This is a genomic window from Vibrio sp. vnigr-6D03 (assembly GCF_002835515.1).
Taxonomy (GTDB): domain Bacteria; phylum Pseudomonadota; class Gammaproteobacteria; order Enterobacterales; family Vibrionaceae; genus Vibrio; species Vibrio penaeicida.
Window position 1 is genome coordinate 85,017 of record NZ_PIZL01000024.1, and the last position, 23,172, is coordinate 108,188.

Annotated in this window: 17 protein-coding genes; 16 read left to right on the forward strand and 1 reads right to left on the reverse strand. The window is 43.4% G+C overall.

The features are described 5' to 3' along the window. Window positions 1-15 precede the first annotated feature (15 nt). The 7 genes from CW749_RS20000 (at window position 16) to CW749_RS20035 (ending at window position 9,207) form a co-directional block, all read left to right on the forward strand. The gene (locus tag CW749_RS20000; RefSeq protein WP_101114089.1) at window positions 16-1,530 is read left to right on the forward strand and encodes an AAA family ATPase; all 1,515 of its coding nucleotides are present in this window, start codon (window positions 16-18) and stop codon (window positions 1,528-1,530) included. Window positions 1,531-1,599: 69 nt separating this feature from the next. After that, window positions 1,600-2,424: a Dam family site-specific DNA-(adenine-N6)-methyltransferase gene (locus tag CW749_RS20005; RefSeq protein WP_101114091.1), complete on the forward strand. Its 825-nt coding sequence runs from the start codon at window positions 1,600-1,602 to the stop codon at window positions 2,422-2,424. 7 nt (window positions 2,425-2,431) lie between these two features. After that, window positions 2,432-3,109 carry a site-specific DNA-methyltransferase gene (locus CW749_RS20010; RefSeq protein WP_101114093.1) on the forward strand — a complete coding sequence of 226 codons (678 nt, stop codon included), beginning with the start codon at window positions 2,432-2,434 and terminating at the stop codon, window positions 3,107-3,109. 512 nt (window positions 3,110-3,621) lie between these two features. Beyond that, on the forward strand, window positions 3,622-4,296 hold the full coding sequence (gene rpe / locus CW749_RS20020) for a ribulose-phosphate 3-epimerase (RefSeq protein ID WP_101114096.1): 675 nt from the start codon (window positions 3,622-3,624) through the stop codon (window positions 4,294-4,296). Window positions 4,297-4,365: 69 nt separating this feature from the next. Next, window positions 4,366-5,058: a phosphoglycolate phosphatase gene (locus CW749_RS20025; RefSeq protein WP_101114098.1), complete on the forward strand. Its 693-nt coding sequence runs from the start codon at window positions 4,366-4,368 to the stop codon at window positions 5,056-5,058. Window positions 5,059-5,185: 127 nt separating this feature from the next. Next, window positions 5,186-6,202 (forward strand): tryptophan--tRNA ligase, encoded by a 1,017-nt coding sequence (gene trpS / locus CW749_RS20030; protein ID WP_101114100.1) that lies wholly within the window; start codon window positions 5,186-5,188, stop codon window positions 6,200-6,202. Window positions 6,203-6,603: 401 nt separating this feature from the next. Beyond that, window positions 6,604-9,207, forward strand: coding sequence for an ExeM/NucH family extracellular endonuclease (locus CW749_RS20035; RefSeq protein WP_101114102.1), 2,604 nt, complete (start codon window positions 6,604-6,606; stop codon window positions 9,205-9,207). Between the two features lie 58 nt (window positions 9,208-9,265). Here CW749_RS20035 and CW749_RS20040 read toward each other — a convergent pair whose 3' ends face one another. After that, window positions 9,266-10,156, reverse strand: a complete 891-nt coding sequence (locus CW749_RS20040) for a LysR family transcriptional regulator (RefSeq protein ID WP_101114104.1) — start codon at window positions 10,154-10,156, stop codon at window positions 9,266-9,268. A 338-nt stretch (window positions 10,157-10,494) separates the two neighbouring features. Here CW749_RS20040 and CW749_RS20045 point away from each other — a divergent pair, with 338 nt between their 5' ends. From CW749_RS20045 to CW749_RS20085, 9 genes are all read left to right on the forward strand, one after another. Further along, window positions 10,495-11,331, forward strand: coding sequence for a TauD/TfdA family dioxygenase (locus CW749_RS20045; RefSeq protein ID WP_101114106.1), 837 nt, complete (start codon window positions 10,495-10,497; stop codon window positions 11,329-11,331). After that, a complete protein-coding gene (locus tag CW749_RS20050; RefSeq protein WP_101114108.1) occupies window positions 11,328-12,785 on the forward strand; it encodes an FAD-binding protein in 1,458 nt (485 codons plus the stop codon). The genes CW749_RS20045 and CW749_RS20050 overlap by 4 nt, the downstream gene beginning before the upstream one ends. A 228-nt stretch (window positions 12,786-13,013) precedes the next feature. Beyond that, window positions 13,014-14,861, forward strand: a complete 1,848-nt coding sequence (locus CW749_RS20055; RefSeq protein WP_101114110.1) for an L-tyrosine/L-tryptophan isonitrile synthase family protein — start codon at window positions 13,014-13,016, stop codon at window positions 14,859-14,861. Between the two features lie 469 nt (window positions 14,862-15,330). Continuing rightward, entirely contained in the window at window positions 15,331-15,669 is a 339-nt protein-coding gene (locus tag CW749_RS20060) for a hypothetical protein (protein WP_145997866.1), read from the forward strand. Window positions 15,670-15,679: 10 nt separating this feature from the next. Further along, complete coding sequence (locus CW749_RS20065) at window positions 15,680-15,991, forward strand: hypothetical protein (RefSeq protein ID WP_101114113.1); 312 nt, start codon at window positions 15,680-15,682, stop codon at window positions 15,989-15,991. 8 nt (window positions 15,992-15,999) lie between these two features. Further along, window positions 16,000-17,571, forward strand: a complete 1,572-nt coding sequence (locus CW749_RS20070) for a hypothetical protein (RefSeq protein WP_101114115.1) — start codon at window positions 16,000-16,002, stop codon at window positions 17,569-17,571. A gap of 72 nt (window positions 17,572-17,643) precedes the next feature. Continuing rightward, window positions 17,644-18,777 carry a hypothetical protein gene (locus tag CW749_RS20075; RefSeq protein WP_101114117.1) on the forward strand — a complete coding sequence of 378 codons (1,134 nt, stop codon included), beginning with the start codon at window positions 17,644-17,646 and terminating at the stop codon, window positions 18,775-18,777. Window positions 18,778-18,785: 8 nt separating this feature from the next. Further along, complete coding sequence (locus CW749_RS20080; protein WP_145997867.1) at window positions 18,786-21,170, forward strand: hypothetical protein; 2,385 nt, start codon at window positions 18,786-18,788, stop codon at window positions 21,168-21,170. A gap of 21 nt (window positions 21,171-21,191) precedes the next feature. Beyond that, entirely contained in the window at window positions 21,192-22,988 is a 1,797-nt protein-coding gene (locus CW749_RS20085) for a HEAT repeat domain-containing protein (protein WP_101114120.1), read from the forward strand. The last annotated feature ends 184 nt before the right edge of the window (window positions 22,989-23,172 follow it).

Here is a 23,172-nt window from a genome sequence, read left to right on the forward strand (position 1 = left end):
CCAAAGGTGGCGTCAATGAGTCTTGCTCATGAAATGCGAGTACTGGAAATAGAAACACAGACGGAGCTGCTTGACAGAGTGCAGCTCCTGACTCGTTTTGGCTCCAACTTAATCAATATCACGGGTAATTCAGGCTCAGGAAAAACCTGGCTTGCTCAGCGCTATCTTGAGGCTTGGGCATCTGAAAAGAACCAATCCCTCCTTCTCTGTTTTCCCACACAATCTGATGAGCAGCAACGTGCAATGATGCTCAATCAGATAGTGTCCGATCCCCTATTTAATGAACACGATACAATCATCGACAGCTTTTCTCGCTTAGTCGGCGATGAAGCATGCGATGTCGTGTTTGTCGTGGACGATGCTGAACTATTAAGTGAAGACTTGCTCGCCGAGTTGTGGATGCTGGTCATCGAAGCTCAGAATCATCCTAAATGGTCAGTGAATGTAGTGCTTTTTTCGAAAGGGGATAGCCTAGAGCACATTTTGACTCGCATTAGCTATGGTCAAGAAACCAAACCTATCGATTTCGAAATAGAACCACTCAGTTCAGAAGAAGCCATCGCATTTACTGAAGCGTTAGTGATTCGCTATACCGTTGGCGAAGACGCAAAGAAGAAAGTTCGTAAATCTATCGCAAAAACACAGCGACTACCGGGGCAGCTAATGGAATTAGGAAATAAAAAAGTGGAAAGAAGAGTCATCATCCGCTCGGTGATTGAATCACCTATTCGAATTGCTATCGTCGTATTGCTGCTGCTATTGCTTATAGGTGGTGGATACTGGTGGTACTTAAGTCAGCCGAATTTACTTGATGGCATTAATGCTGAAAACGAAAATGAGCCCTCACAAAGCCTGGCGTTAGAAGGCGACAGCGTTTCGAGCGGTTCAGGTGACGAGCTTGTGTCTGGGGTCAATCTAGATGATGTTACCGCCGATAACGGTTCAAATGCTGGTAGCGACAGCAACGATGATTTTGCTGCTCTGCCTCCGCAAGTAACCGACCAAACTGCAGAGGTTGGGCAAAGCGATGCCGGAAAACGCGTTGTGGTTCCGTCTGACGTTGTGGATGCGTTGCTGCAAGATGAAAGACCACCGCAAACCGTTACTGTTATCGATGATGCAATTGAAGACGCGAAAACTGATGCGATTGCCAATGAAGAACTCAGCCAACAACCGCCAGTCGAAACTGAGGCTGTAAGTGAAGAGTCAGCCCCTAAAGCGCTTACTTTTTCTTATGCGAGAGATGAATTGTCTGCGGTGTCTTCTAGGAACTACACACTTCAACTTGCAGCACTGACTTCCAAAGAGGAAGTACAAGATTTTATCGACTTACACCAAATTCAAGAAAGTGTTCGCATTTATCCCACGGTTCGAAATGGCATTGAGTGGTTTATCGTCACCTACAAAGATTTTCCAACCATTCAACAAGCACGTGATGCCGTTTCTGAATTGTCTGCTGACGTTCAAGCTTTAGGACCTTGGGCAAAATCCATGGTTCAAGTTCAGAGAGAGATTGAACGTGGGAAATAACGCTGAGGTTTGCTGCAAAATATGTTACATTCCGCAGCCTTATTTTGAGTAGTTGGAATTGAACGGTCGATGAAGAAACAACGTGCCTTTCTAAAGTGGGCTGGTGGTAAGTATGGCTTGGTGGAAGACATCCAGCGCCATCTTCCTCCTGCTCGAAAACTGATAGAGCCTTTCGTTGGTGCGGGCTCCGTTTTTCTCAATTCCGATTACGATCACTACCTGTTGGCAGACATCAATCCTGATCTCATCAACTTGTATAATCTTCTCAAAGAAGAGCCTGAAAAGTACATCGAAGAGGCCAAGCGTATGTTTACGCCTGAGCACAATCAGCCTGAGGCATATTACGCTTTTAGAGATGAATTCAATCAAACAGATGACAAGTTTAGACGGTCTGTTATTTTTTTGTACTTAAATAGATTTGGATACAACGGTTTATGTAGGTATAACAAGAAGGGAGGTTTCAATGTTCCCTTTGGTCGATATAAGAGACCGTATTTCCCAGAGTCAGAACTTGAATTTTTTGCAAATAAAGCAAAAAAAGCAGATTTTGAAGTTTTAAATTTCGAAGATACAATTAAAAAGGCAACAGTAGATAGTGTTGTTTATTGTGATCCTCCATATGCTCCACTTTCAGCCACAGCTAGCTTCACTTCATATGCAGGTAATGGCTTCGGCATAGATGAGCAGGTTAGTCTTGCTAAATGTGCAGAAGATGCTGCATTTAAACGGAGCATCCCTGTTCTTATATCTAACCACGATACCAATCTAACACGGGAATGGTATGCTCGTGCTTCCAAGAAAACCAGGATTGAGGTAAATAGATTTATAAGTAGCAAAGGTGCTAATAGACGAAAGGTGAATGAAATTTTAGCCTTATATGATAGTAAGAAATAGAGGCAAGATGCCAGCACCTTTTAACACGGTTTTTACGCTTGATGCGGTGAGCTGGCTGAAAAGCCTACCATCTAATTCTGTTGACCTTGTCGTGACAGACCCACCATATGAATCTCTTGAGAAGCATCGGAAAATTGGAACTACAACGAGACTTAAGAAGAGTAAAGGCTCAAGTAATGAGTGGTTTGAAATCTTTCCAAATTATAGATTTGAAGAGTTTTTGAAAGAGTTATTTCGAGTCTTGAAAAACAACTCTCATTTTTATTTATTCTGTGACCAAGAAACTATGTTTTACTTGAAACCTATTGCAGAGCAAGTAGGGTTTAAATTTTGGAAACCAATAGTTTGGGACAAACGTGCGATAGGAATGGGATATCATTACAGAGCAAGATATGAGTTCATTCTTTTCTTTGAGAAAGGTAAACGTAAGCTGAAAGATCTCGGTGTGCCGGATGTATTAGAATACAAAAGAGTATGGAGAGGATACCCAACTGAAAAACCATTGGATCTTGTTGAGCTGCTTATTTCACAAAGTTCTGAACGAGAGGATGTTGTTATCGACCCATTCTTTGGTTCAGGGACAACTCTAGTAGCTGCCAAAAACTTGGATAGGTTTTATTTAGGAACAGATACATCTGATGCAGCTCACAGGCATTTTAATAATAGACTTAAAACGCCTCTTTGAGATCATGCTATATATTAAGTTTCAAATTGGTCGCAAGTGCTATATCTATCGTAAACTTTTGAATCTTCTTTTTTACTCAGTTTTCGACAATCAATACAGTGACTTTGGATTCCATCCGGATTTGCATCACTTACTCTAGCACCTGAAGTTCCGAAATTTTCAGGGTAAGGTAGGAATACGTGAAATTCCCCGTTCGTGCTTGAGCATCTTGGACAAGATTTAAAGAGCCCGTCAGGTGTTCTAAGTGAATAGTTCAGCTTCTTACCGCAACAAGAGCAATTGCTCATATGTAAACCCTCTATGCAATATTGAATTCTTATGATACTGCATTTATATATTGTCCAATATGAAATTGATCCTAAAACGAATGGTTATTTGACATAACTCAGTTTAATTCGACCTTAGTTTTACTAGGCAAAGTGTCAACGTTTTTCAAATCACTAGGATTTAGGAAGATGCTTATGTAAAATTACGAGCAATAGTTACTCGAATTTCCAATATTGAGGTCAGGTATGACAGACTTTCTCATCGCCCCATCTATCCTTTCTGCTGATTTTGCGCGCTTAGGCGAAGACGTAGAAAAAGTGCTTGCCGCTGGTGCGGATGTGGTGCATTTCGACGTAATGGATAACCATTATGTGCCTAACCTCACGTTTGGTGCGCCAATTTGTAAAGCGCTTCGCGACTACGGCATTACCGCGCCAATCGACGTACATTTGATGTGTGAACCTGTCGACAGACTCATTCCAGATTTCGCGAAAGCGGGCGCATCGATGATTACTTTCCATGTCGAAGCAACCAATCACGTTGATCGCTCTCTACAGTTGATCAAAGAGCACGGCTGTAAAGCGGGTGTGGTGTTTAACCCTGCCACACCGCTGCATCATCTGGATTACATCATGGATAAAATTGACATGATTTTGCTGATGTCTGTAAACCCAGGTTTTGGTGGTCAATCTTTCATTCCTAGTACACTGGATAAGCTTCGCGAAGTGCGTAAACGCATTGATGCTTCTGGTCGCGATATTCGCCTTGAAGTCGATGGTGGCGTGAAAGTGGAAAATATCCGAGAAATCGCAGAAGCCGGTGCGGATATGTTTGTTGCCGGAAGCGCCATTTTTGATAAGCCAGATTATAAGGCTGTGATTGATGAAATGCGCGGTGAGCTTTCCAAAGTGAACCGTTAAGCGGTCAGATAACGTAGATTGAATGCAGTGCTTAAGCGCTGCATCACTTTTTTAGGAATAGAGAAAAATATGTCATTAAATGGAATCAAGCTCATTGCTTTTGATTTAGATGGAACGTTGCTAGATAGCGTCCCAGATTTGGCCGTTGCTGCTGATCAAGCAGTTCAAGAGCTAGGGTTTGCCTCAGTGAGTGAAGAACAAGTGAGGGATTGGGTTGGCAACGGGGCGGATGTTTTGATTTCTCGAGCGCTTTCCCAAAGTATTCAAATCGATTCAAATTTGTCGCCGGAAATCATTCAGGAAGCACGCATTAAGTTCGATGATTACTACGAGAAGGGTGGGCATAAGCTCAGCCACTTGTACGCAAACGTGCGTGATACTCTGGTGAAGTTGAAAGCCGCGGGATATACATTGGCACTTGTAACAAACAAGCCATCTAAATTTGTCCCAGAAGTGCTAGAACAGCATCAATTGTCTGAGTTGTTTTCCGATGTGCTAGGTGGCGATGCCTTCCCTGAGAAAAAACCGGATCCGGTTGCACTCAATTGGTTACTGCAAAAGCACGGCGTTAAGGCCGACGAAATGTTGATGGTCGGTGACTCAAAGAACGACATCCTAGCCGCTCAAAATGCAGGTTGCCATTCCTTTGCACTGACTTATGGTTACAACCATGGCGAACCTATCTCAGACGCGAAACCAGATTTCGTTGCAGACAATATTGCTGAAATTTTGAATATTGTGCCAGTCGCCGAGTATTCGTAACGAAATACCCAGTTTGCACTAGTAAAATACTTGCTAATGAGTACACTGCTTAGACGCACGCCTTTTCGCATAAGGGCGTGCGTTTCTTAATTTAGACCTATTTGAAATGAGCAAGGAAACCATCCCCATGAGCAAACCCATCGTATTGAGTGGTGTTCAACCGTCAGGTGAACTAAGTATCGGTAACTATTTGGGTGCTCTACGTCAATGGCAACAAATGCAAGACGATTACGATTGTCAGTACTGCGTAGTAGATCTTCATGCGATTACGGTTCGTCAAGACCCGAAAGCACTCCATGAAGCGACACTTGATGCGTTAGCAATCTGTCTGGCTGTTGGTGTTGATCCGAAGAAGAGCACGCTATTCGTTCAGTCACATGTACCCGAGCATGCTCAATTGGGTTGGCTTCTTAATTGTTATACGCAAATGGGCGAGCTGAGCCGCATGACTCAATTCAAAGACAAATCTCAGCGTTATGCCAACGACGTGAATGCTGGTTTGTTTGGGTACCCTGTATTGATGGCGGCAGATATCCTTTTGTATGGTGCTCACCAAGTACCAGTGGGTAACGATCAAAAGCAGCATCTTGAACTCGCACGTGATATCGCCACGCGCTTTAATAATATATACAGCCCTGAACAGCCAATATTCCAAGTACCTGAACCGTACATTCCTACCGTGAATGCACGGGTAATGAGCCTTCAAGATGCGACGAAGAAAATGTCTAAGTCGGACGATAACCGTAAGAACGTTATTACTCTTCTGGAAGAGCCTAAATCCATCTTGAAGAAGATCAACAAGGCGCAAACGGATGCGGAAACACCACCGCGTATTGCCCATGATTGGGATACGAAAGCTGGTATTTCTAACTTGATGGGGCTGTATTCTGCGGCAACGGGTATGAGTTTTGCAGACATTGAAGCTAAGTACCAAGGCGTTGAAATGTACGGACCATTTAAAAAAGACGTGGGTGAAGCCTTGGTCGCAATGCTTGAGCCAATTCAGTCTGAATACAAACGCATTCGAGAAGACCGTGCTTACATGGACAGTGTGATGAAGCAAGGTGCAGAAAAAGCTTCTGCTCGCGCTGCCATTACACTGAAGAAAGTATATGACGCAGTAGGCTTTGTTTCGCGCGCCTAGATTTATCTAGCACGTATCGCTTTTTCTAGCGTCATTGGGTGATGTAAGTTACACCCAATAAGTTTGTAAGAATGACTCAAAACCCTTGGTGGACACCAAGGGTTTTTTTGTATCTTCCACCCTTTCATTCCTCTACTTTTAACGCTCAATATAACCTTCATCAATTATTCCATTTCTTGTCATATTCCCTAGTTACTGTTTCTGTTGAAAATTGGGCTTTGATTCAAATATTAACTCTAGCAGTGCGATTGACCTCTCGATTGAGTGTGTGAATGCTTTTGTCAGTTACATAAAAAGTGAACACTTCGCACGTTACCTGATCCGGTGACATTCCAAATTTGTGATATAGAACTGCTACGGATGAAAGCGGTCGACACATCCTTAGTGACAAGAGGTGGACAATGGAAACCAAATTAACACGGACAATACTCGCGCTTGCTGTCAGCGGGGCTTTTGCTGCGCCTGCGGCTGCGGATATTGTGCTCTCCCAGTATGTTGAAGGTGGTAGCTTTAATAAGGCTATCGAAATTGCGAACACCAGTGATGCCGCGGTAAGCCTCGATGGCTTTCAGCTTGCGAAATCGACAAATGGCGGTGGTACTTGGGGAAGCAGGCTTTCCCTAAGTGGAAAAGTGATTGCTGCAAAAGATGTACTTGTGATTTCTCACGCTAGTGCAAGCGCCGCTATTCAAGCTGTAACTGATGAAAACAGCTCGGTCGCGAATTTCAATGGCGATGATCCGATTGCCTTACTTAATTCAGATGACTCAATTCATGACATTATTGGTGTGATGGGGGATGTGGACTTTGCAAAAGACAAAACGCTGGTCCGCAACTCCGATAGCATGACACCATCATCAACCTATCAAGCCAGCCAATGGACAGTACTTGGAAAAGACAACATTGATGGATTGGGTGAATTAGACGGTGGTACACCACCCGTCGCATTCAACTGTACGGTTGATGGACAAGCGCCAAACTTTACGTCTATTCAAGACATTCAAGGTGAAGGCGAAACTTCTCCTTTCATTAGTGGTTACCCATACATTACAGAGGACGAATACTTCGTTCGAGGTGTTGTGAGTGCAGTAACGACGGGACTAACGAAAGGCTTCTATCTACAGGCAGAATCAGACGACAATAATCCGAACACATCAGAAGGTTTGTTCGTTCATACGGGCGAGAGCAGTATTGCACTTCAACCTGGTGATGTTGTTTGTGCCAGAGGTAAGGTTCAAGAATTTTACAATCACACTCAGCTAAAAGTTGAAGGTGGGAAGTACGTTAAACAAGACGAATCTTCTGTGCCGAGTGCCACTGAGATCCAGATTGCAGATAGCGACGCCAATTTTGATGAAACTCTTGAGCGCTATGAAGGCATGTTGGTGAAAACCTCACAAGATCTCGATATGCGTGTGACGCGTACATTCGGATTTGATTATGCTGCTCGTCGAAACAACATGGTTTTGGCACAGGGTCGCCCAAATACGCAGCCAAACCAAAATAACGCAGCGGGTTCTGATGGCGCTAAAGCACAATCGGAAGAGAATGCGCAACGCCGCTTGTACGTTGAATCTGATGCCAAAGCCCCTAATGGTGTGATTCCATACTACCCAGACTTTGGTCGCACTGACGCAGACCAAGACGGTTCAACCGAAGATTACATCCGTATTGACGATACCGTTATCGGTCTTGAAGGCGTGATTGCCTACAGTTTTGGTGATTATCGCCTAATCGCAACCAATTCGTTAACCAACGACAACTTTGTTCACAACGACCCGCGCACAGAGAAACCCACTCTTGAACGCGGTGGTGATTTACGTATCGCAACGTTCAACGTTTTGAACTATTTCAATTCACCATTTGGTGGCGACTCGAATCAGCATGGTAATAACCGTGGTGCGAGCAACCAAGGTGAATTTGATATTCAAGAAGCGAAAATCGTGGATGCTATCTTGCGATTGGATGCCGATATTATCGGATTGATGGAAATCGAAAATAACGGTTTTGGTCAAGGTGCAGCGATTCGTCAGCTTGTTGAAAAGCTGAATGAAAACATCGACAAAAAACGCAAGCGTTACAAGTTTGTATCTGTTGATTCGAATGCTGATGGTATGACTGACGAAATGGACTCAGTCGGTACAGATGCCATTACAACCGGTGTAATTTATCGCAGTTCGAAAGTGAAACTGAAGAAAACGCGTGTTATTCCAATGCCTCGCCAGGTGGCACCAGAAGTATTGGATGACGATGGAAAAGTGATTGAAGACGGTAAGAATTACCAACGTGATAGTTTAGCGCCAACATTCAAAGTGAAAGGCACCAAGCACAAGATCACCGTTGCGGTTAACCACTTCAAATCGAAAGGGTCGAAATGTTGGGAAGATGCCGCTCCTGTAGACCAAGGTGGTCAAGGTGGTGCAGATCCAGACAAACAGGGCTCTTGTGAAGCGTTCCGAGTTGCGGCAGCGGTTGCACTTGGTGATGCGTTAGACGAGATCAAAGGTCACAAAGTGATTCTTGGCGATCTCAATGCCTACGGCAAAGAAGATCCATTGCTGGTGTTAACGGATTACTCTCAAGAGAAATACGGCAAAGAGATCAAAGGCGCGCGCAACACCTTCATTGGTGACAGTGAGCAGTTTGGTGACAACGGTGCGGTGATTAACCATAACTATGGCTACATCAGCGCGGTTGAAATGAAGCATCCAAACAGCTGGAGCTACTCGTTTAATGACGAAGTGGGCGCGCTGGATCATCTACTGATCAGTAAGAGCTTGAAGAAGAAAGTGGTCGACGCAACAGATTGGCACATCAATGGTGGCGAATCGAAATTGTTTGACTACAACGATGAGTTCAAAGGTGATTTTCCTAAGTACCAAGATCACTTCCGATCTTCGGATCATGACCCTGCGGTTCTTGATCTGAATATGAGTGGCGCATCGGCTGGGTTCGCAAGCTTACTTGCTTTATTCGGTTTGGGTATGTGGCGTCGTCGTCGATAGAACCTAAAACACAATAAGCATGAGATTTAAAAGCCAGCGTTCGCTGGCTTTTTGTCATCTATGTCTGAACAGTTTCTATAAGGTAATCAATGAACAGTCTTATTCGCGGGGCCAAATTCTTACGGCTGGGATAAAGGATGTTCATGGTTGGACCTTTTTGGAAGTAGCTAGGAAACAGTCTCGTCAGGTTTGAGTCATCAACCTGCTCAGCCAAAAAGTTTGCGATAAGCCCTATCCCCATCCCCTGTTGAATCAACGACATCGAGCCCAGCGGGGCATTACAAATATGCTTTGGATAGGTTTTGATTTCCTGATGCTCACCGTCTAGGTTAGTGAGAGTCAGGACATCGTTTGGTAAGTTGGATCGCGTTAACGAAACCCAATGATGCTTCTCTATATCTCGAATGCAGTTAATACTGGGCGAGGCTTCAAGATAAGCATTACTGGCATATAGCCCTAGTTCAAAGGGGGCGAGTACTCTTCCAACGAGAGAGGACGCAGAGAGTTCCCCAATTCTAATGACCAAATCCAGCTTTGACTCAACAGGGTCTTGCACACCGTCGTCCAGTTGAATGTCGAAGGTAACGTTTGGGTAACGTTCTGAAAACTGCGCAATCAGTGGGCTCAGCAAAAAAGCGCCTACATCAATGGTTGTGCCTATGCGAATTGTGCCACACACCTCTGATGCAAGGTGGTTTACCGAGCTAAATGCTTCCTCTGCGACTTTGAGTAAGCCGCTACTGTATTGATAGAAGGTTGTTCCTTCGGTAGTGAGGTTGATTTTCCTCGTTGTGCGATGGAGCAGTCGCACATTGAGTGTCGATTCCAACGACGTAATTTGTTCGCTTACTTTTGATTTTGCCAACCCTAGTGATTCACCAGCCATTGTAAAAGAGCCGCATTCTACGACTTTGTTGAATATTGCGATTCGTTTTAATTCATTCAACATGATTGTTCCCTTATTAGTAACTTTGGGTTCTTATTTTGTTATCTAGTCAAAATCTGAATTTGCGCAAATAATGAGTTTGGTATTTAGATTCAAATAAATACATTTGGTTTATACAAATACAAAAATATAACAACAAACTTCATATTTAATTTAAATATTGAGATCTTACTTCCTGAATCTCGGGAGTATTAAAATGAATTCAGCAATGTCAATGCTCTTAATTTTAGACTTTTGTAAATATTCATATATCACTAATTTATTTAATTTAATTGTCTGATGGTATTTTTCGCCGTTTAAATATACCGAGAATCAGAATCTACCGAAAAAGGTAATATGTTATGAATTATAAGATAAGCCACCTTGAGCCATTTGGCGTACTTGTTGAACCTATAAATAATCAGACCAGCGTAAAAGAGTTAGATATTGAAAAGCTGCGAGATTTGTTCCGCCAGAAGCAATTGGTTTTGCTTCGAGGCTTTGATAATTTTGAAGCGTCTGACGATTTTGCTGACTATTGTGAAAACTGGGGTGAAATCAGCATTTGGCCATTCGGAAAAGTACTCGATTTGGTTCAAAAAGACGATCCCGGCGACCACATATTTGATAGCAGCTATATGCCCATGCATTGGGATGGTATGTACCGACCGCAAGTACCTGAATATCAAATCTTTCAATGCGTAAAAGCACCGAAGCCCGGGCAGGGGGGAAGGACAACGTTCACCAACACCATTATGGCATTGGAAAATGCTCCAGATGAACACGTCGAATTTTGGAAGAAAGTTGTCGGTAACTATGAAAGAAAAATGGAGTTTTACAATAGCAAAACCGTTTCCCCAATTATTACCAAACATCCCCTACATAACCACGATGTCATTCGCTATAACGAGCCTCATTTCGAAGAACGAGGCGACTTACTAAACCCGCCAAACACTCAATTTACCGGTATCGCCCCAGAGGAAGTGGAATACTTCCACCAAACACTACGACAAGCGCTATACAACCCAGATAATTTTTACGCGCACGAATGGCAAACTAGCGACATCGTCATTACCGATAACTTTAATCTTTTGCATGGCCGTGAAGGCTTTATTTCTCAATCGCCTCGCCACATTCGACGTGTGCAAGTTTTGAGCAACCCTCCGTATGACAATCCAAGCTTGGAGTCTTATAAATGACGAAACATACAGCAGCAGATCAAACCACCGATATCTTAGTTATTGGAGCGGGTCCCGTGGGGCTTATGTGTAGCTACCTTGGGCAACGTTGTGGATTGAGCACTATAGTGCTTGATAAATCACAAGGTCCTTTAGAAGTTGGGCGAGCTGATGCGCTGAATGCGCGAACTCTGCAGTTACTCGAAACTGTAGATTTGTTTGATGACTTGTACCCACTCGGAAAACCGTGCAATACCAGTTCGGTTTGGGCGAATGGCGAGTTTGTTTCCCGTCAGTCTTCATGGTGGGAGGAACTGGAAGGGTGTTTTCACAAACACTTTCTAATGCTTGGCCAATCCTTTGTTGAGCAATTATTGGACGGAAAACTCAAGGCTTCTGGCAACGACGTATTGCGTTCAACGTCGGTAGAAAATATCGAGCTTAACGAGCAAGGGTGCCTAACCACACTCACAAACGGTGACACTATTCAGTCTCGATACCTCATTGGTGCTGATGGTTCACAATCTTACGTACGTCGCTTTTTCGATGTGCCTTTCGAAATCATCAGACCACAAATTGTGTGGGCGGTTATCGATGGGATTTTGGATACCGATTTCCCGAAAGTGCCTGAAATTATTGTCTTTCAAGCCGAAACGTCCGACGTGGCTTGGATCCCAAGAGAGGGGGATATTGACCGATTCTACATCCGTATGGATACCCAAGATTTTACCATGGAAGAAGCCATCGAAAAAATCAATCGGGCAATGCACCCACATACGTTGAGTTTCAAAGAAGTGGAGTGGTTCTCGCAGTTCTCCGTTAAAGAGTCGGTAGCTGAAAATTTCTTTGTACAAGACAGAGTTTTCCTTGCTGGCGACGCAAGCCATATTCATTCTGTAAACGGGGGGCAGGGGCTTAATACCGGTCTTGCGGATGCATTTAACTTAATGTGGAAGCTTAATATGGTGGTCAACCATGATGCTGACGAAAGCCTATTGAAAGCGTATGAAGACGAGCGACAACCTGTGGCAAGAAGTGTGATTGACAGTTCAGGGGAGTTGGTGCGCTCTACTAAGTATTCTGAAACGGGTACACACGCACAAGACTACGTAAAGATTGTCGAGAAGCGAGCAGGCAATATTACAGGGATGGGAATTCGATATAGCGAAGAAGGGCTTGTGGGTTCGCGCGTATTTGATTTCGGTATTCATCATGCTGGTGCTGATACACGCCTGTACAGCCTTTTGGACTACACCAAGTTTACGCTACTGATTGTCGGTGAATGTGAGCCTCCAAAAGCGTTGCCTGATTTTGTACAACTGCTTCACTTACACAAAAATGGCTCGCAAGGTATGCCTTGTGAAGATGACTCTCCATATGAGAATCGAGTGGTACTCATTCGCCCAGATGCGTACATCGAAGAAATAGTATCACTAGAAAACATTCATTCTGTGTTGGGTAAATTTAAACACTAGAGAATGAATTCTTCATTCTGTTCTTATTATACAGTCAATATTCAAGATGAACCTTTTTGTTTGAACTTATTTATTATTACAAAATTGAGATATTGGTGCATGTTCACTATTTGAAATTGTAATAATGGATTCGATATTTTTAATGATTTAAACATAGTCGGTTTTATCTTTATTAATTCAATTAAATTCTCTTTTAAGAGTATCTAATAAATAATTGAAGGGATAATCATGCTCGATATTCAACGTGAACAATGTGTAGAGAATATTTCTTTTATATTGCTCAACCAACTTCTTGCTCAAACGAACGCCAGTTTTGATGGTTTAGTAAAGCTAAAAAATCAGATACGCAATTTTGTTTCTAATGAAAGCCAAATTCAGCTCTTACTGCCTGCTTTCCCATGCAAAACCAATAATCTGGATAAAGTCTTGGGTCATAAGCCTGATATGGGGGAGTACTTAGTATTAAGAAAATTCGTGAAAGCCATTCGGGATATCCAAGCGGTCTATGAGCCTGGTGTGACCTTCTATGTCTTTTCGGATTATCACACATTCTCCGATTACATTTCTGTCGATTTAGAGCATCACTACGACTACTCCGATGATTTGAGGAAAATGGTCGAGAATATGAACTGTAGCGACAGCTTGAAAGTCGTGAACTTTGAGCATTTTCCTGCATTCGATGACTTGAGTGATGAGCAATATTTCCAAGGGCTGAAACACAAGTTCGGGGATAGCCACTACGAGGATAATTTCTCAGAACTGAAAAAACGCAATAACAAGATGAACAGTACCTATCTAGGCTTAAAGAAGTTTATGAATCAGGATCAGAAGCATATCTTGTCTTCGTTTTCTTACAAAGATAGGCGCAAACGCCTAGCGGACATCGCCAAGGGAATGATGGTTCAGGGAAAAGCGCTGGATAACTTTTTGCAGCAGAATTTTGGTGAATGTATCCGTCTGAGTATTCACGAGCACCCTATGGTCGGGAAAAAATATTCACTGTTTCTCTTTGATGAGCGCCAGTTCAAAACGCCTTGGCACAGTACTCTCATGTTTGATGCACTTAGCGGAAAATACGTGATCGACTCGCGAGAAAATCATCTCAACGGTAAAGGTGCGGTTTTGTCGGTAACTTACGAGGGTACTCCATGGTGCTACATTAAGCTAACGGCTCGAACAGACGCGACAGAACAAGCACTGAGACAGATGAAAGCAACATTAAGCCGAGAGAAATCAGGGCTCATTTTAGAGTGCATTAATGGCAGTTGCTCAGTGTCAGATCTTTTAAATAAAGAGCTGAATAACTTGGTGAAGGAGTTTGGTACTGTCACGCTTAAAGGCTTTACACAATTTAATGAGCCGGCGGAAATGGAAAACTGGTATTGCGAACGAGGCGCCGTTATTCCATGGCAATTTGGTAACGTGCAGATTATGACGTCGCTTCAAAAAGCGCAAACCACCTTGCCTTTACACTGGAATCTAATGTGTCCCCCTGCCTACATGAAAGTGAGCCAGACTAAATACAATTATGAAGACTATACGCCAAATGAATTTGCGCTGTATTGCCATCAGAACACGGCAACTAAAGATTCAATGATTGCCGTTGATGCAGCCCTGGCGACACTCACTATCGATGGAAAGGAACGTGAGGCACTGAGAAATACTCATCTTGGGTATACGCCTGAGGCTCATTATTCAAACGGTGAAAAGATGGTTCACCCAGTCGTTTTCCGGTGTCCGGCAAGCCAGCAAGATATTGTTCGTTGGGCGCAAAATGGCGAGCATACGATGTCGGAGGTACTTGCTCCTATCAATGCAACCATTGAGTCGTCTAAGTCTTATGACTGCGTTGATGAACTCAGCGAAAGGTTGAACCAAATCTGTTTTGATTCGCGGATTCTTACCGAGATTGAAATGGACAAAGGCGATATCGTGCTGGTTAATAATCACTCCACGTTGATTAGTGTGCCAGCGACAAGTGGTAAGCGAGAACTGTGGCGAATGCAGCAGCAGCCCAGATCGGTCAATTCACCATGGCAGCCACACAACATGGCAACGCTCAACCAAGCGAGCTAGTAAAGTTAGGCATAAAGTCAGCGCAATGCTGGCTTTATGCTTTCTATCTAAGCACCTTGAGGTCACTTGGGGATATACCACTTTTCATTCTTACCAATCTATTTCCTGCAAACATAATTAAAAACAAAGAAATACGTTTCGAATTCGTTAACGCTGACGTTAAATTTGTTCTATTTCAGAGTATTTTGTTTATAGGATTTCTAGTACATATACAAAAGAGTGATATGCCTCAGAATCTTATGAATTGCCATTCTCTCCTAATACATCCGTTCAGAATTATAAGATAGCATAAGCGCATTGGTTGGTATGCGTGCTGACTTATATATCAATATCACTGCCGTTCCCATCTTTATATTTATAAACAACGTTTGAGACTCGTCTCAATAATTTTTCAGTGGATAGCTTCTGAGTGAACCGAAAGGCACTTGCCATTCATCGAAGTTTGTTAACAGCGTACATAGGTTTAGAAATGAAACATAAGTTATTACTAGCACTGACATTATCTGTATTTGGAAATGCTTCATTTGCGCAAAGTCTTCCTCCGGTACTCATTCAAAGCTTAGGGTGCGACCAAGCAACAGACAGCTGTTCCCTAACGATTGCCAATGAGCAATTTGGTTCTTCAGAGTGTGCATCCAACAAAATTGGCTGGGATTCGAGCAGTGACCAAGGAAAGCTGGCATTAGCACTGCTTTCATCTGCAATGATGACAGAGCATCAGGTTGAACTGACCGTTACCGAAGGCTGCTATAACTCTTTGCCTGAACTTGCTTCGTTTAGCGTGCTGTCGCGTTCAGCTAAGAAATAGGAGCAGCACAATGACATTCAAAACTTTATTTGGATTGGCCTTTGTTTCATTAGGAGCAAGCGCAGGTGGCACACATGTCAGTGAAATCCACAATATTCAATGTTCGATGGACAGCGATTTTTGTCAGGTAGTCCTACCAAGCACGATTAATACCGAAAGCGACTGCACTGGGAATCAAGTCTTAGTTGATGTATCTCAGCAGCAAACACTGTCTGTACTCGCGTCGGCAATGTTTACTAAAACCAAAGTGAAATTCCATGTCTCTGAGAAGTGCGAACAAGGAAGTCCTGTCGTTCAGAGTTATCAAATGCTTAAGGGGTAAGCTAGGAAATGAAACTATCTAACATATACCTTGCCGTCGGTGCGGTACTATCAGCAGTGTCTTTCACTAGCGCTGCCAATACCTGTTCGCTCACGTCTAATGAATATCCTGCCCACGCCCAGTGGTCTTGTAGTTTGGAAGATTGGGTGAGTGGTCATACGTTACCTACCAAGCGTAAAACATTGTCTTCGAGTCAAACTTCCGTTGTTTTATACCCAGAAGGGTTAGAGTTAGCGGGTGACCTAAGTGTTAGGCAAAACAGAGCAACATTTTCTGTCAGTAAAAAGCTTCAAAACTGTTCGGCTGTTTACGAATCCTTCAATGGTCAAATTGGAAAATTTGCCAATGTGGTGACATGTGAAAGTGGACCGTATCAATTTGAAAAGGCAACGTATTATCACAGAAACGCGCATTGTAGCGTCTCTGGTAATATCGAAACCTGCGTAAGTAATAATTTAGTGGTTACTCCGTTTCAAGCAGACCTAAATTACAAAGTGCCGAAAGCTCATTATCAAGGTGAACTGAAAGAAGTTATTAAGAAAAATCGTATTTCTAAAAACCTAGGATTGGTGCCGATCCGAGTTGGCGATATCACAACGTTTATTCCTGCAGAGGTAACAAACTTGTCACCGTTCCCTCCGGTTGTGAATCACAAGTGGTCTGGGCAATTTAAATCGGATGTTAAACCGTCTACCTACTACGAAATGAGTTGTGTTGAAAACACAACAGTGCCATCGGTTAAAATTCCACTGCTATACAAAGATGCGCAATTGTCTCAAATCGGAGTTGCATCCGATTCAGGTGTCGGTGGTTTTGAGCCTAAAGTGCTTGATACCTTCATGAAGCGATGTGCAGCAAGCCCAGTAAGGTTTGCTGTGGTTAATAGCCAAGATCTGAATGAACCGTATTGGAGAGTAAACCTCGATATCACAGGGGGTACTGATTACATCGGTGAACTAGAGAAACTTGCCGACGTATTGGTAGCAGAAGCTAACGGTCTCATCGTGGAAAGGCAATCTCTAAACACGTTGTTACGTAACAGTAACGATTTGAATAATCAGATAAACACTGAGCTTTCAGTTATCTGGGATATTATCGCCAATTCTGTCTATGTATCCGACTTCTTTACCGCAGGCTATGTGCCAGCAGAGTTTGATGTGGGCGGACTGGAATACATCTTAGTCAGTGAAACCGCGCTCCATGACTCCGTTAACTCAAAACCTAATTTCAATAAGCTTCGTCAATTAGCCCAAGAAACGGGTGTCGAAGGTATCGAAAACTTGTTTAACTTTGATTTCGACTATCTCTATGACGAATGGGGATACAAGAAATATGAAACGGTTCATTACGCGCATTGGAATTTCTTGGTGTCTTTGGCTCAAATTACAGGGGATATCAGCTATTCAGACAACGCAACAACAGATTTAAAACCTATTATTGTGAACATGAAAAATGCCAATGATAAAAAGGTATTAGCTCTTATTAGCGTTATCGAGCACACGCTAAACGTTGCCAGAAATGCGAGCAGTATTGAGCGCGATAAAATCAAGGCACTTCAAGCTAAGTTAACGCAACTATAAGCAACTCAGCCACCTATACGAACGTTAGGTGGCTTTTTTATTTCTTATAAATCACTTCTTACTGGGTATAACATGAAAGTTAGGCTAGTTGGAGTCGCTCTGCTATTGGCTTTATTTCAGAGTAATGTTGGCGCGTCGAATATTACCTCCGAGCAATTAGATAATCAGCAGAAGTCACTCAATCAAATTAATTACCGTATAGACGAATTATTACAATCATTAAGCCAATATAAATTGGCAAGAGACGAACATTATCTTGGGCAGCAAGGCGTAGCAGATCGCGTAGGGAAGTGGTATAGCAACCATAATACGTGGATGAATCAGATGAACGAACTGCGCCGTCAGTTAAGTGACTATCAAACGTTAGCTAAATCAGATGCTGGTGCATTTAAAAGCAAAATGTCGTCACTGCTTACTGAGTTATATCGTTCGATGGATGAAGCAACCGTCATTCGCCAACGTGCACTTAGAGGGATGAGCCTACTCACGAACATACCAGAGTATCCTAACAACTATGTTCAAGAATTCAGTGCCGCCATTCCTGCATTGAATAGCAATGTCGTGATGACCCACGGTGCATTTGAAGATATACATCAAAATTTCACACACGAAAAAATGCAAAGAATCGAAAGCGCTCTGTTACTGAGCAGTGACGTCTTGCAGTCCATTATCAATCTATCAAAGCTAGAATTTCCTGAACTGGTTCAATCGCTCACGAACTTAAAGCAGTTGTTTGCTGTTGAAGCCCTAGTGTCTGAGCCTGTGGATAGAGCATCTAAATACGCTTCTTTGGTGCTATCCAAATCGCGTAGAGATTGGTTCTTAGCAGACGCTTATTTCACAGAGTTTGAAAAAAAATATCAGTTAGACAGAAGTCGCATTTTAAGCAGCCCATTAGAAGCATCGCTGAAACAACCAAGTTTGAACTTCATGGACAAAAAGTATCAGGATGCAAAGCGTGCATTGGCAACCAGTAAGCGCCGCAATTACATTACTTTGTATGATGTCTATCGCCGCACGGCTTCCACATACGCACCAAGATGTAAGGTGTCGGATAACCACCGTAAATACAATTGTGCGTTATTAAAAACGCTTATCGGTTTAGACCGTACCGCCATTCAAAAAATGACGCTTGATCAGCAGCGTTATCTGCACGCGCAGCTTTCTCGTGTTCCACAAGCACCTTTCTCGGAGGTGACGCAATGATTCCCTTAATGAAGAAATTATTCGGCGCACTGATTCTATTCTCCCTGTTTAGCTCAGTGAATGTGTACGCCCAAAATGCAGGTGAGTCGCCGGGGCAAGAAATCATTAAGTTGATTCTTGGTGATAGAACACCAAAAGAGTTTATCCCGTTTACCGAAAGCGAAATTAAGGAGTTAGCTGAAAAAGATCCGAACGATGCATTGGAGCTCGATGTTCAAAGTGGTAAAACGTACCTGCTGCTGGATATTGTTTCTCAAGCTGAGCCAGAACGTATCGAAATTAACGAATACATTGGCATGGCGAATGAGCTAGAAGCACAGATTACTCCTTATGGTTATAGCATGAGGGATGATTCTTTTGAGCAACTGCCCGTCGATATTTATGAGCTGTTTAACGATCCAGAAATGATGCAAAAAAGGCTTCTGGATGCGTTAGAAGTTTATGCTCAACGCGAGTTAATGCGTCGTCTCGATGCCATCGACCCTGGCATGTGTCCGCAAATCAATGTCGACAGAATAGTTGAAAAGGTTAATGGACACATTGCTGATAAGGTCGACGATAAAGTTAGCGAGTTCACCGATAAGCCTCTTCGCCTAAAATCCGGTGATTTGGCTAAATTTGATGAATACATTCGTGCGGCAAACAACACCAACAAGATATTGTGTGCACTAGGCTACAGCATCTATGAAGCCATGGGTTTACCAATGAAAACGGTGAACGGTGTTACCGAAGTCGACATAGACAAACTGATTGCTTCTGTTGGCGGCGGTACTGGAAATGGCACCGCTCAGGCTGTGATTTCATACATTGAAGACAGAATCAATCAAGCGTTGGTGAGCATTGGTTTTGATATGCCTGCCATCGATAGCATTCTGACTTGGTCGCCTTTAGTTAAAGCCATGGAGTGGGGCTCTGAGTTTTTAGAGCTGGATGGGTTGAACATAAAACTGACCATGCCATCACCTGAATTCATCAAACAAACGATTGAGGATTTAGGGTTGGCTGTACCGGCGAATTGGGATATCCCAGATATTCCAACCATCAGCTTCAATGAATCCTTTAAGCCGCCGACAAGAGAAGATCTCGTACTCAAAAAGCGTAAAGATTGGGTTGGGTTCGATCTTGGAAAGCGCAGCGTGGCAGGTACGAAAGCTTCTGCTTACTACGAAATTAGGGGGTCTGAAGAAGTTCAATGGGCGATAGCGGTTGGGCGAGCCGACGTGTATATCTTCAATAAAGAAAACAACGCGATCGGAGCGTATGCTCAAGCCGAAGTAGGACCACAAAAACTCGAAGGCAATGTGGATATCCAAGTTCTCGGTATGCAGCTGTATAAAAAACACTGGCTAAAAAATGATGGCATCATCAAAGACAGTATCGAGCTACTTGGCAATGGGGATGGTTACAGTTACTCCTACGATTACACACAACAATTTGCAATAGGGCCTATTCCTGTTTACGTCTCTGTCGGTGTGTATGCCAGTGCGAATGCGAAGTTGAATTGGGGTCTTTACCTCACGCAGGTGTATGCCGAGCTACAACCTATGGCGAAAGCCGGTGCGTTTGGTGAAGGTGCTGTTGGCATTAAGAAAGTGTTGTCAGCCGGTGTTCGTGGAACCATTGACGTGCTTAATTTCTCCGTGCCTCTTCGAGGGAAGGCTGGTGTCTTCTTTGCGCAATCTGGCGAGCCGTACCTCAAATTGGGGCTGACATCGGATGCGATAGTCAGAGCCATGAGTGGTGGCATCAGTGCGTATGTGGAATACCCTTGGATTAAGATCTGTAAAAAGAAAATTGGTTTCATTAAAATCCCTTACCCTTGTATTCGATCTAAGCGTAAATCGAAGAACTTATACAGTTACAGCGGCTATTCGTGGTCTAAATCCATCATGAACTGGCAACTGGTCTACGGCTATCATGGCGTGCATATGACGGGTTCTTTGATTGACCAAACCGACAGACGTGAAGCGGCGGCTTTGAAAGGGCAAGTGAACCTTTACCAAAGACATGTTGCTCTGAATGACTACAGTGCGAAAACACAAGTTAGGGTTCAAAATACGTTTGCCAAACTGAAAGAAGAACTGGAAAGTGCTTCCGTTGCATTGGTTCCACAAAAACGAACCGCCTTGCAATTGAACGCCAATACCGCGGATAAAAACCTGACGCAATACGAATCTTGGTTAGCGGCAACGATAGATCACAACTTGGCGCAATCGCGCAGTCAAAATGTGATGCTGAGAAACTCTGCCGATTGGCGATTGGATGCGGTGAGTTCACCAGCATACGCTTCAAGCCCGTTAGTCTCAGAGGTTGCGGCTGGAACAGATGCTGAGTATTCAGAAGAAGTAGATAACTCAAATGTGCTGCGAAGCCTACACGGGTTCTTGCACTAAAAACGGCTAGGTTGGTAGAAAATGACTAAAAAGGTAACGCTGTATTTTGTCGTATTTTCGGCATTGGTTGCTTTAATTTTACTGGGGTATGTAAAAGGTACCGAAGAGGAATATCGAGTTCGCTATGAACCAGGTGAAACCTATACTTACCAGTTAGAGTACGTCAGTGAGGCATCTGGGCACGCATCAGGCTATGCCGAAGCTGCCAACCTTATCGCCGCACAAGTGAATGTTCATTATGAATTCAAAGGCAAAATGAACATTCACGTGCTGGAGGAGACGATTTCAGGGTACAAGCTTGAATTCACGTTTGACGCTGAATCGTTCAAAGCCAGCCTGAATGAGGAGACCAATTGGGTTTGGCCAAGTGATATTGTGGTGAAAGGCCATCTGAATCGAGCGGGTCAGTTGTCTGACTTGCAGTTTCAAGAACAATATTTTTTGGAATATGCACAAGTTCTGAAAGAGTGGATGAGCCAGTTTCAGGTGTCGCTGTCTAATCGCGGTAAAGTACGTTGGCAAACCAAAGAAGAAGACTTTACGTCACCTTACGATGTGTCGTATTCGATTGCCGCGCACTCTATCCCTTCTGTTGATTTAATGCTGACGAAGCAATTCATTCCAACAAACCCTCAAGTTCGTATGGATCAAACAACAGACATCACCATCAATCGGTTGTTTGAGCGTATTGAAACAATAGAAACTCACCGAGATAGAAGCACATTCTCTGCTAATCGTTTAATGGCGAAAGAAAATATGCATCTGACTTTGCATTTTGTCTCAACGTCTAAAACAGGGCTTTCTAAGCCTGAACTTTTAGGTGCGGTGATTGAGGATACGCTGTCTGGGGAATATCAAAAGCAGGCGTTGAAACAGCAAATGTACGCGAATACGTTGGCAAACACCGATCCAGATGGCTTTAGTGGTCGGCTGCGTTCAACTCCTTCTATGGGGAACCAAGCTCTTTCGAAACTCTTCTTTGAGCTTCGGGCTTGGGTGTCGCTTAACCCTAGCGAGCTAAACCAAATAGAAAGTTGGCTCCGTTTATACAATGCAAATCACCCTTCATTTCAGATGTTGAGTGCACTGTTGGTGAACATTGGCACACCGGAAGCGCAAAACATCTTACTGAGAGTGCTCGATACTTCTTCGATCTCTAAGCAGCAAGCCATCATGCTTAAACTGGCTTTCTTAGCCAATCCAACCAAAGAGAGCGTTGCTGCTGTTTCAGCAATGGCGAACTCGCTATATAAAAGGGAAGATCAAGTTCAGGCAAAATTGGTGCTAGGCAGTATGGCTAACCATCTTCTGGACTCAGACCAAGTCAGAGGGGATGAAATTTACCAAAAGCTAAGCCAAGAACTGGATGGAGCAACCGATGCCAGCCAGATTGCCGAAAGCCTAAGTGTGATAGGGAACATTGGTTCTCCGAAACAAACAGAGAAGGTTAAATCTTATCTAAATCACGAAGAAAAATCGGTCAGGCATGCTGCCGTAAACGCACTTCGATTCGTCAATACACTGGAGGCTCAATCGGTGTTGCTGGATTCTTTAAAAGCAGAAGATGAGAGAGTACGAGAGCTGGCATCCTCTGGTTTGGGATATACAACACCTCAGAAAGAATTCATTAGTGTCTACAGGAAAAGGCTGTTTGAAGAGACGAACCAGCAAGTGATCAAGCAGCTTATGGACCTCCTCGGTAATATGTCCACTCAGTACCCTAGCGCGATTGCGGTACTTGAAGAATATGTGCCCACCATTGGTATCACTAGCTTAAAAAATTATGGGGAAAGCGTTTTAGAGCAAGTTAAAAGCTGACGTTAACTCTGAATTTAATACTCCCCATAAAAAAACAGAAGCGACTTAGCTTCTGTTTTTTTACGCATCGTATGCTCTGGCTATATACCCAAGTAACCTCAAGATGCTTGGTTCAGCGAGAATTAACTGGCTTTCAGGCAAGGCACCGAGATGAAGATCTAGTCATTCTAAATCAAGAATCGGT

Coding starts and splice junctions, on each gene's coding strand:
- CW749_RS20010 (WP_101114093.1), top strand. CDS start 2,432: ATGCCAGCACCTTTTAACACGGTTTTTACGCTTGATGCGGTGAGCTGG.
- CW749_RS20000 (WP_101114089.1), top strand. CDS start 16: ATGAGTCTTGCTCATGAAATGCGAGTACTGGAAATAGAAACACAGACG.
- CW749_RS20070 (WP_101114115.1), top strand. CDS start 16,000: ATGAAACTATCTAACATATACCTTGCCGTCGGTGCGGTACTATCAGCA.
- trpS (WP_101114100.1), top strand. CDS start 5,186: ATGAGCAAACCCATCGTATTGAGTGGTGTTCAACCGTCAGGTGAACTA.
- CW749_RS20040 (WP_101114104.1), bottom strand. CDS start 10,156: ATGTTGAATGAATTAAAACGAATCGCAATATTCAACAAAGTCGTAGAA.
- CW749_RS20005 (WP_101114091.1), top strand. CDS start 1,600: ATGAAGAAACAACGTGCCTTTCTAAAGTGGGCTGGTGGTAAGTATGGC.
- CW749_RS20045 (WP_101114106.1), top strand. CDS start 10,495: ATGAATTATAAGATAAGCCACCTTGAGCCATTTGGCGTACTTGTTGAA.
- CW749_RS20025 (WP_101114098.1), top strand. CDS start 4,366: ATGTCATTAAATGGAATCAAGCTCATTGCTTTTGATTTAGATGGAACG.
- CW749_RS20075 (WP_101114117.1), top strand. CDS start 17,644: ATGAAAGTTAGGCTAGTTGGAGTCGCTCTGCTATTGGCTTTATTTCAG.
- CW749_RS20080 (WP_145997867.1), top strand. CDS start 18,786: ATGAAGAAATTATTCGGCGCACTGATTCTATTCTCCCTGTTTAGCTCA.
- CW749_RS20085 (WP_101114120.1), top strand. CDS start 21,192: ATGACTAAAAAGGTAACGCTGTATTTTGTCGTATTTTCGGCATTGGTT.
- CW749_RS20035 (WP_101114102.1), top strand. CDS start 6,604: ATGGAAACCAAATTAACACGGACAATACTCGCGCTTGCTGTCAGCGGG.
- CW749_RS20050 (WP_101114108.1), top strand. CDS start 11,328: ATGACGAAACATACAGCAGCAGATCAAACCACCGATATCTTAGTTATT.
- CW749_RS20055 (WP_101114110.1), top strand. CDS start 13,014: ATGCTCGATATTCAACGTGAACAATGTGTAGAGAATATTTCTTTTATA.
- rpe (WP_101114096.1), top strand. CDS start 3,622: ATGACAGACTTTCTCATCGCCCCATCTATCCTTTCTGCTGATTTTGCG.
- CW749_RS20060 (WP_145997866.1), top strand. CDS start 15,331: ATGAAACATAAGTTATTACTAGCACTGACATTATCTGTATTTGGAAAT.
- CW749_RS20065 (WP_101114113.1), top strand. CDS start 15,680: ATGACATTCAAAACTTTATTTGGATTGGCCTTTGTTTCATTAGGAGCA.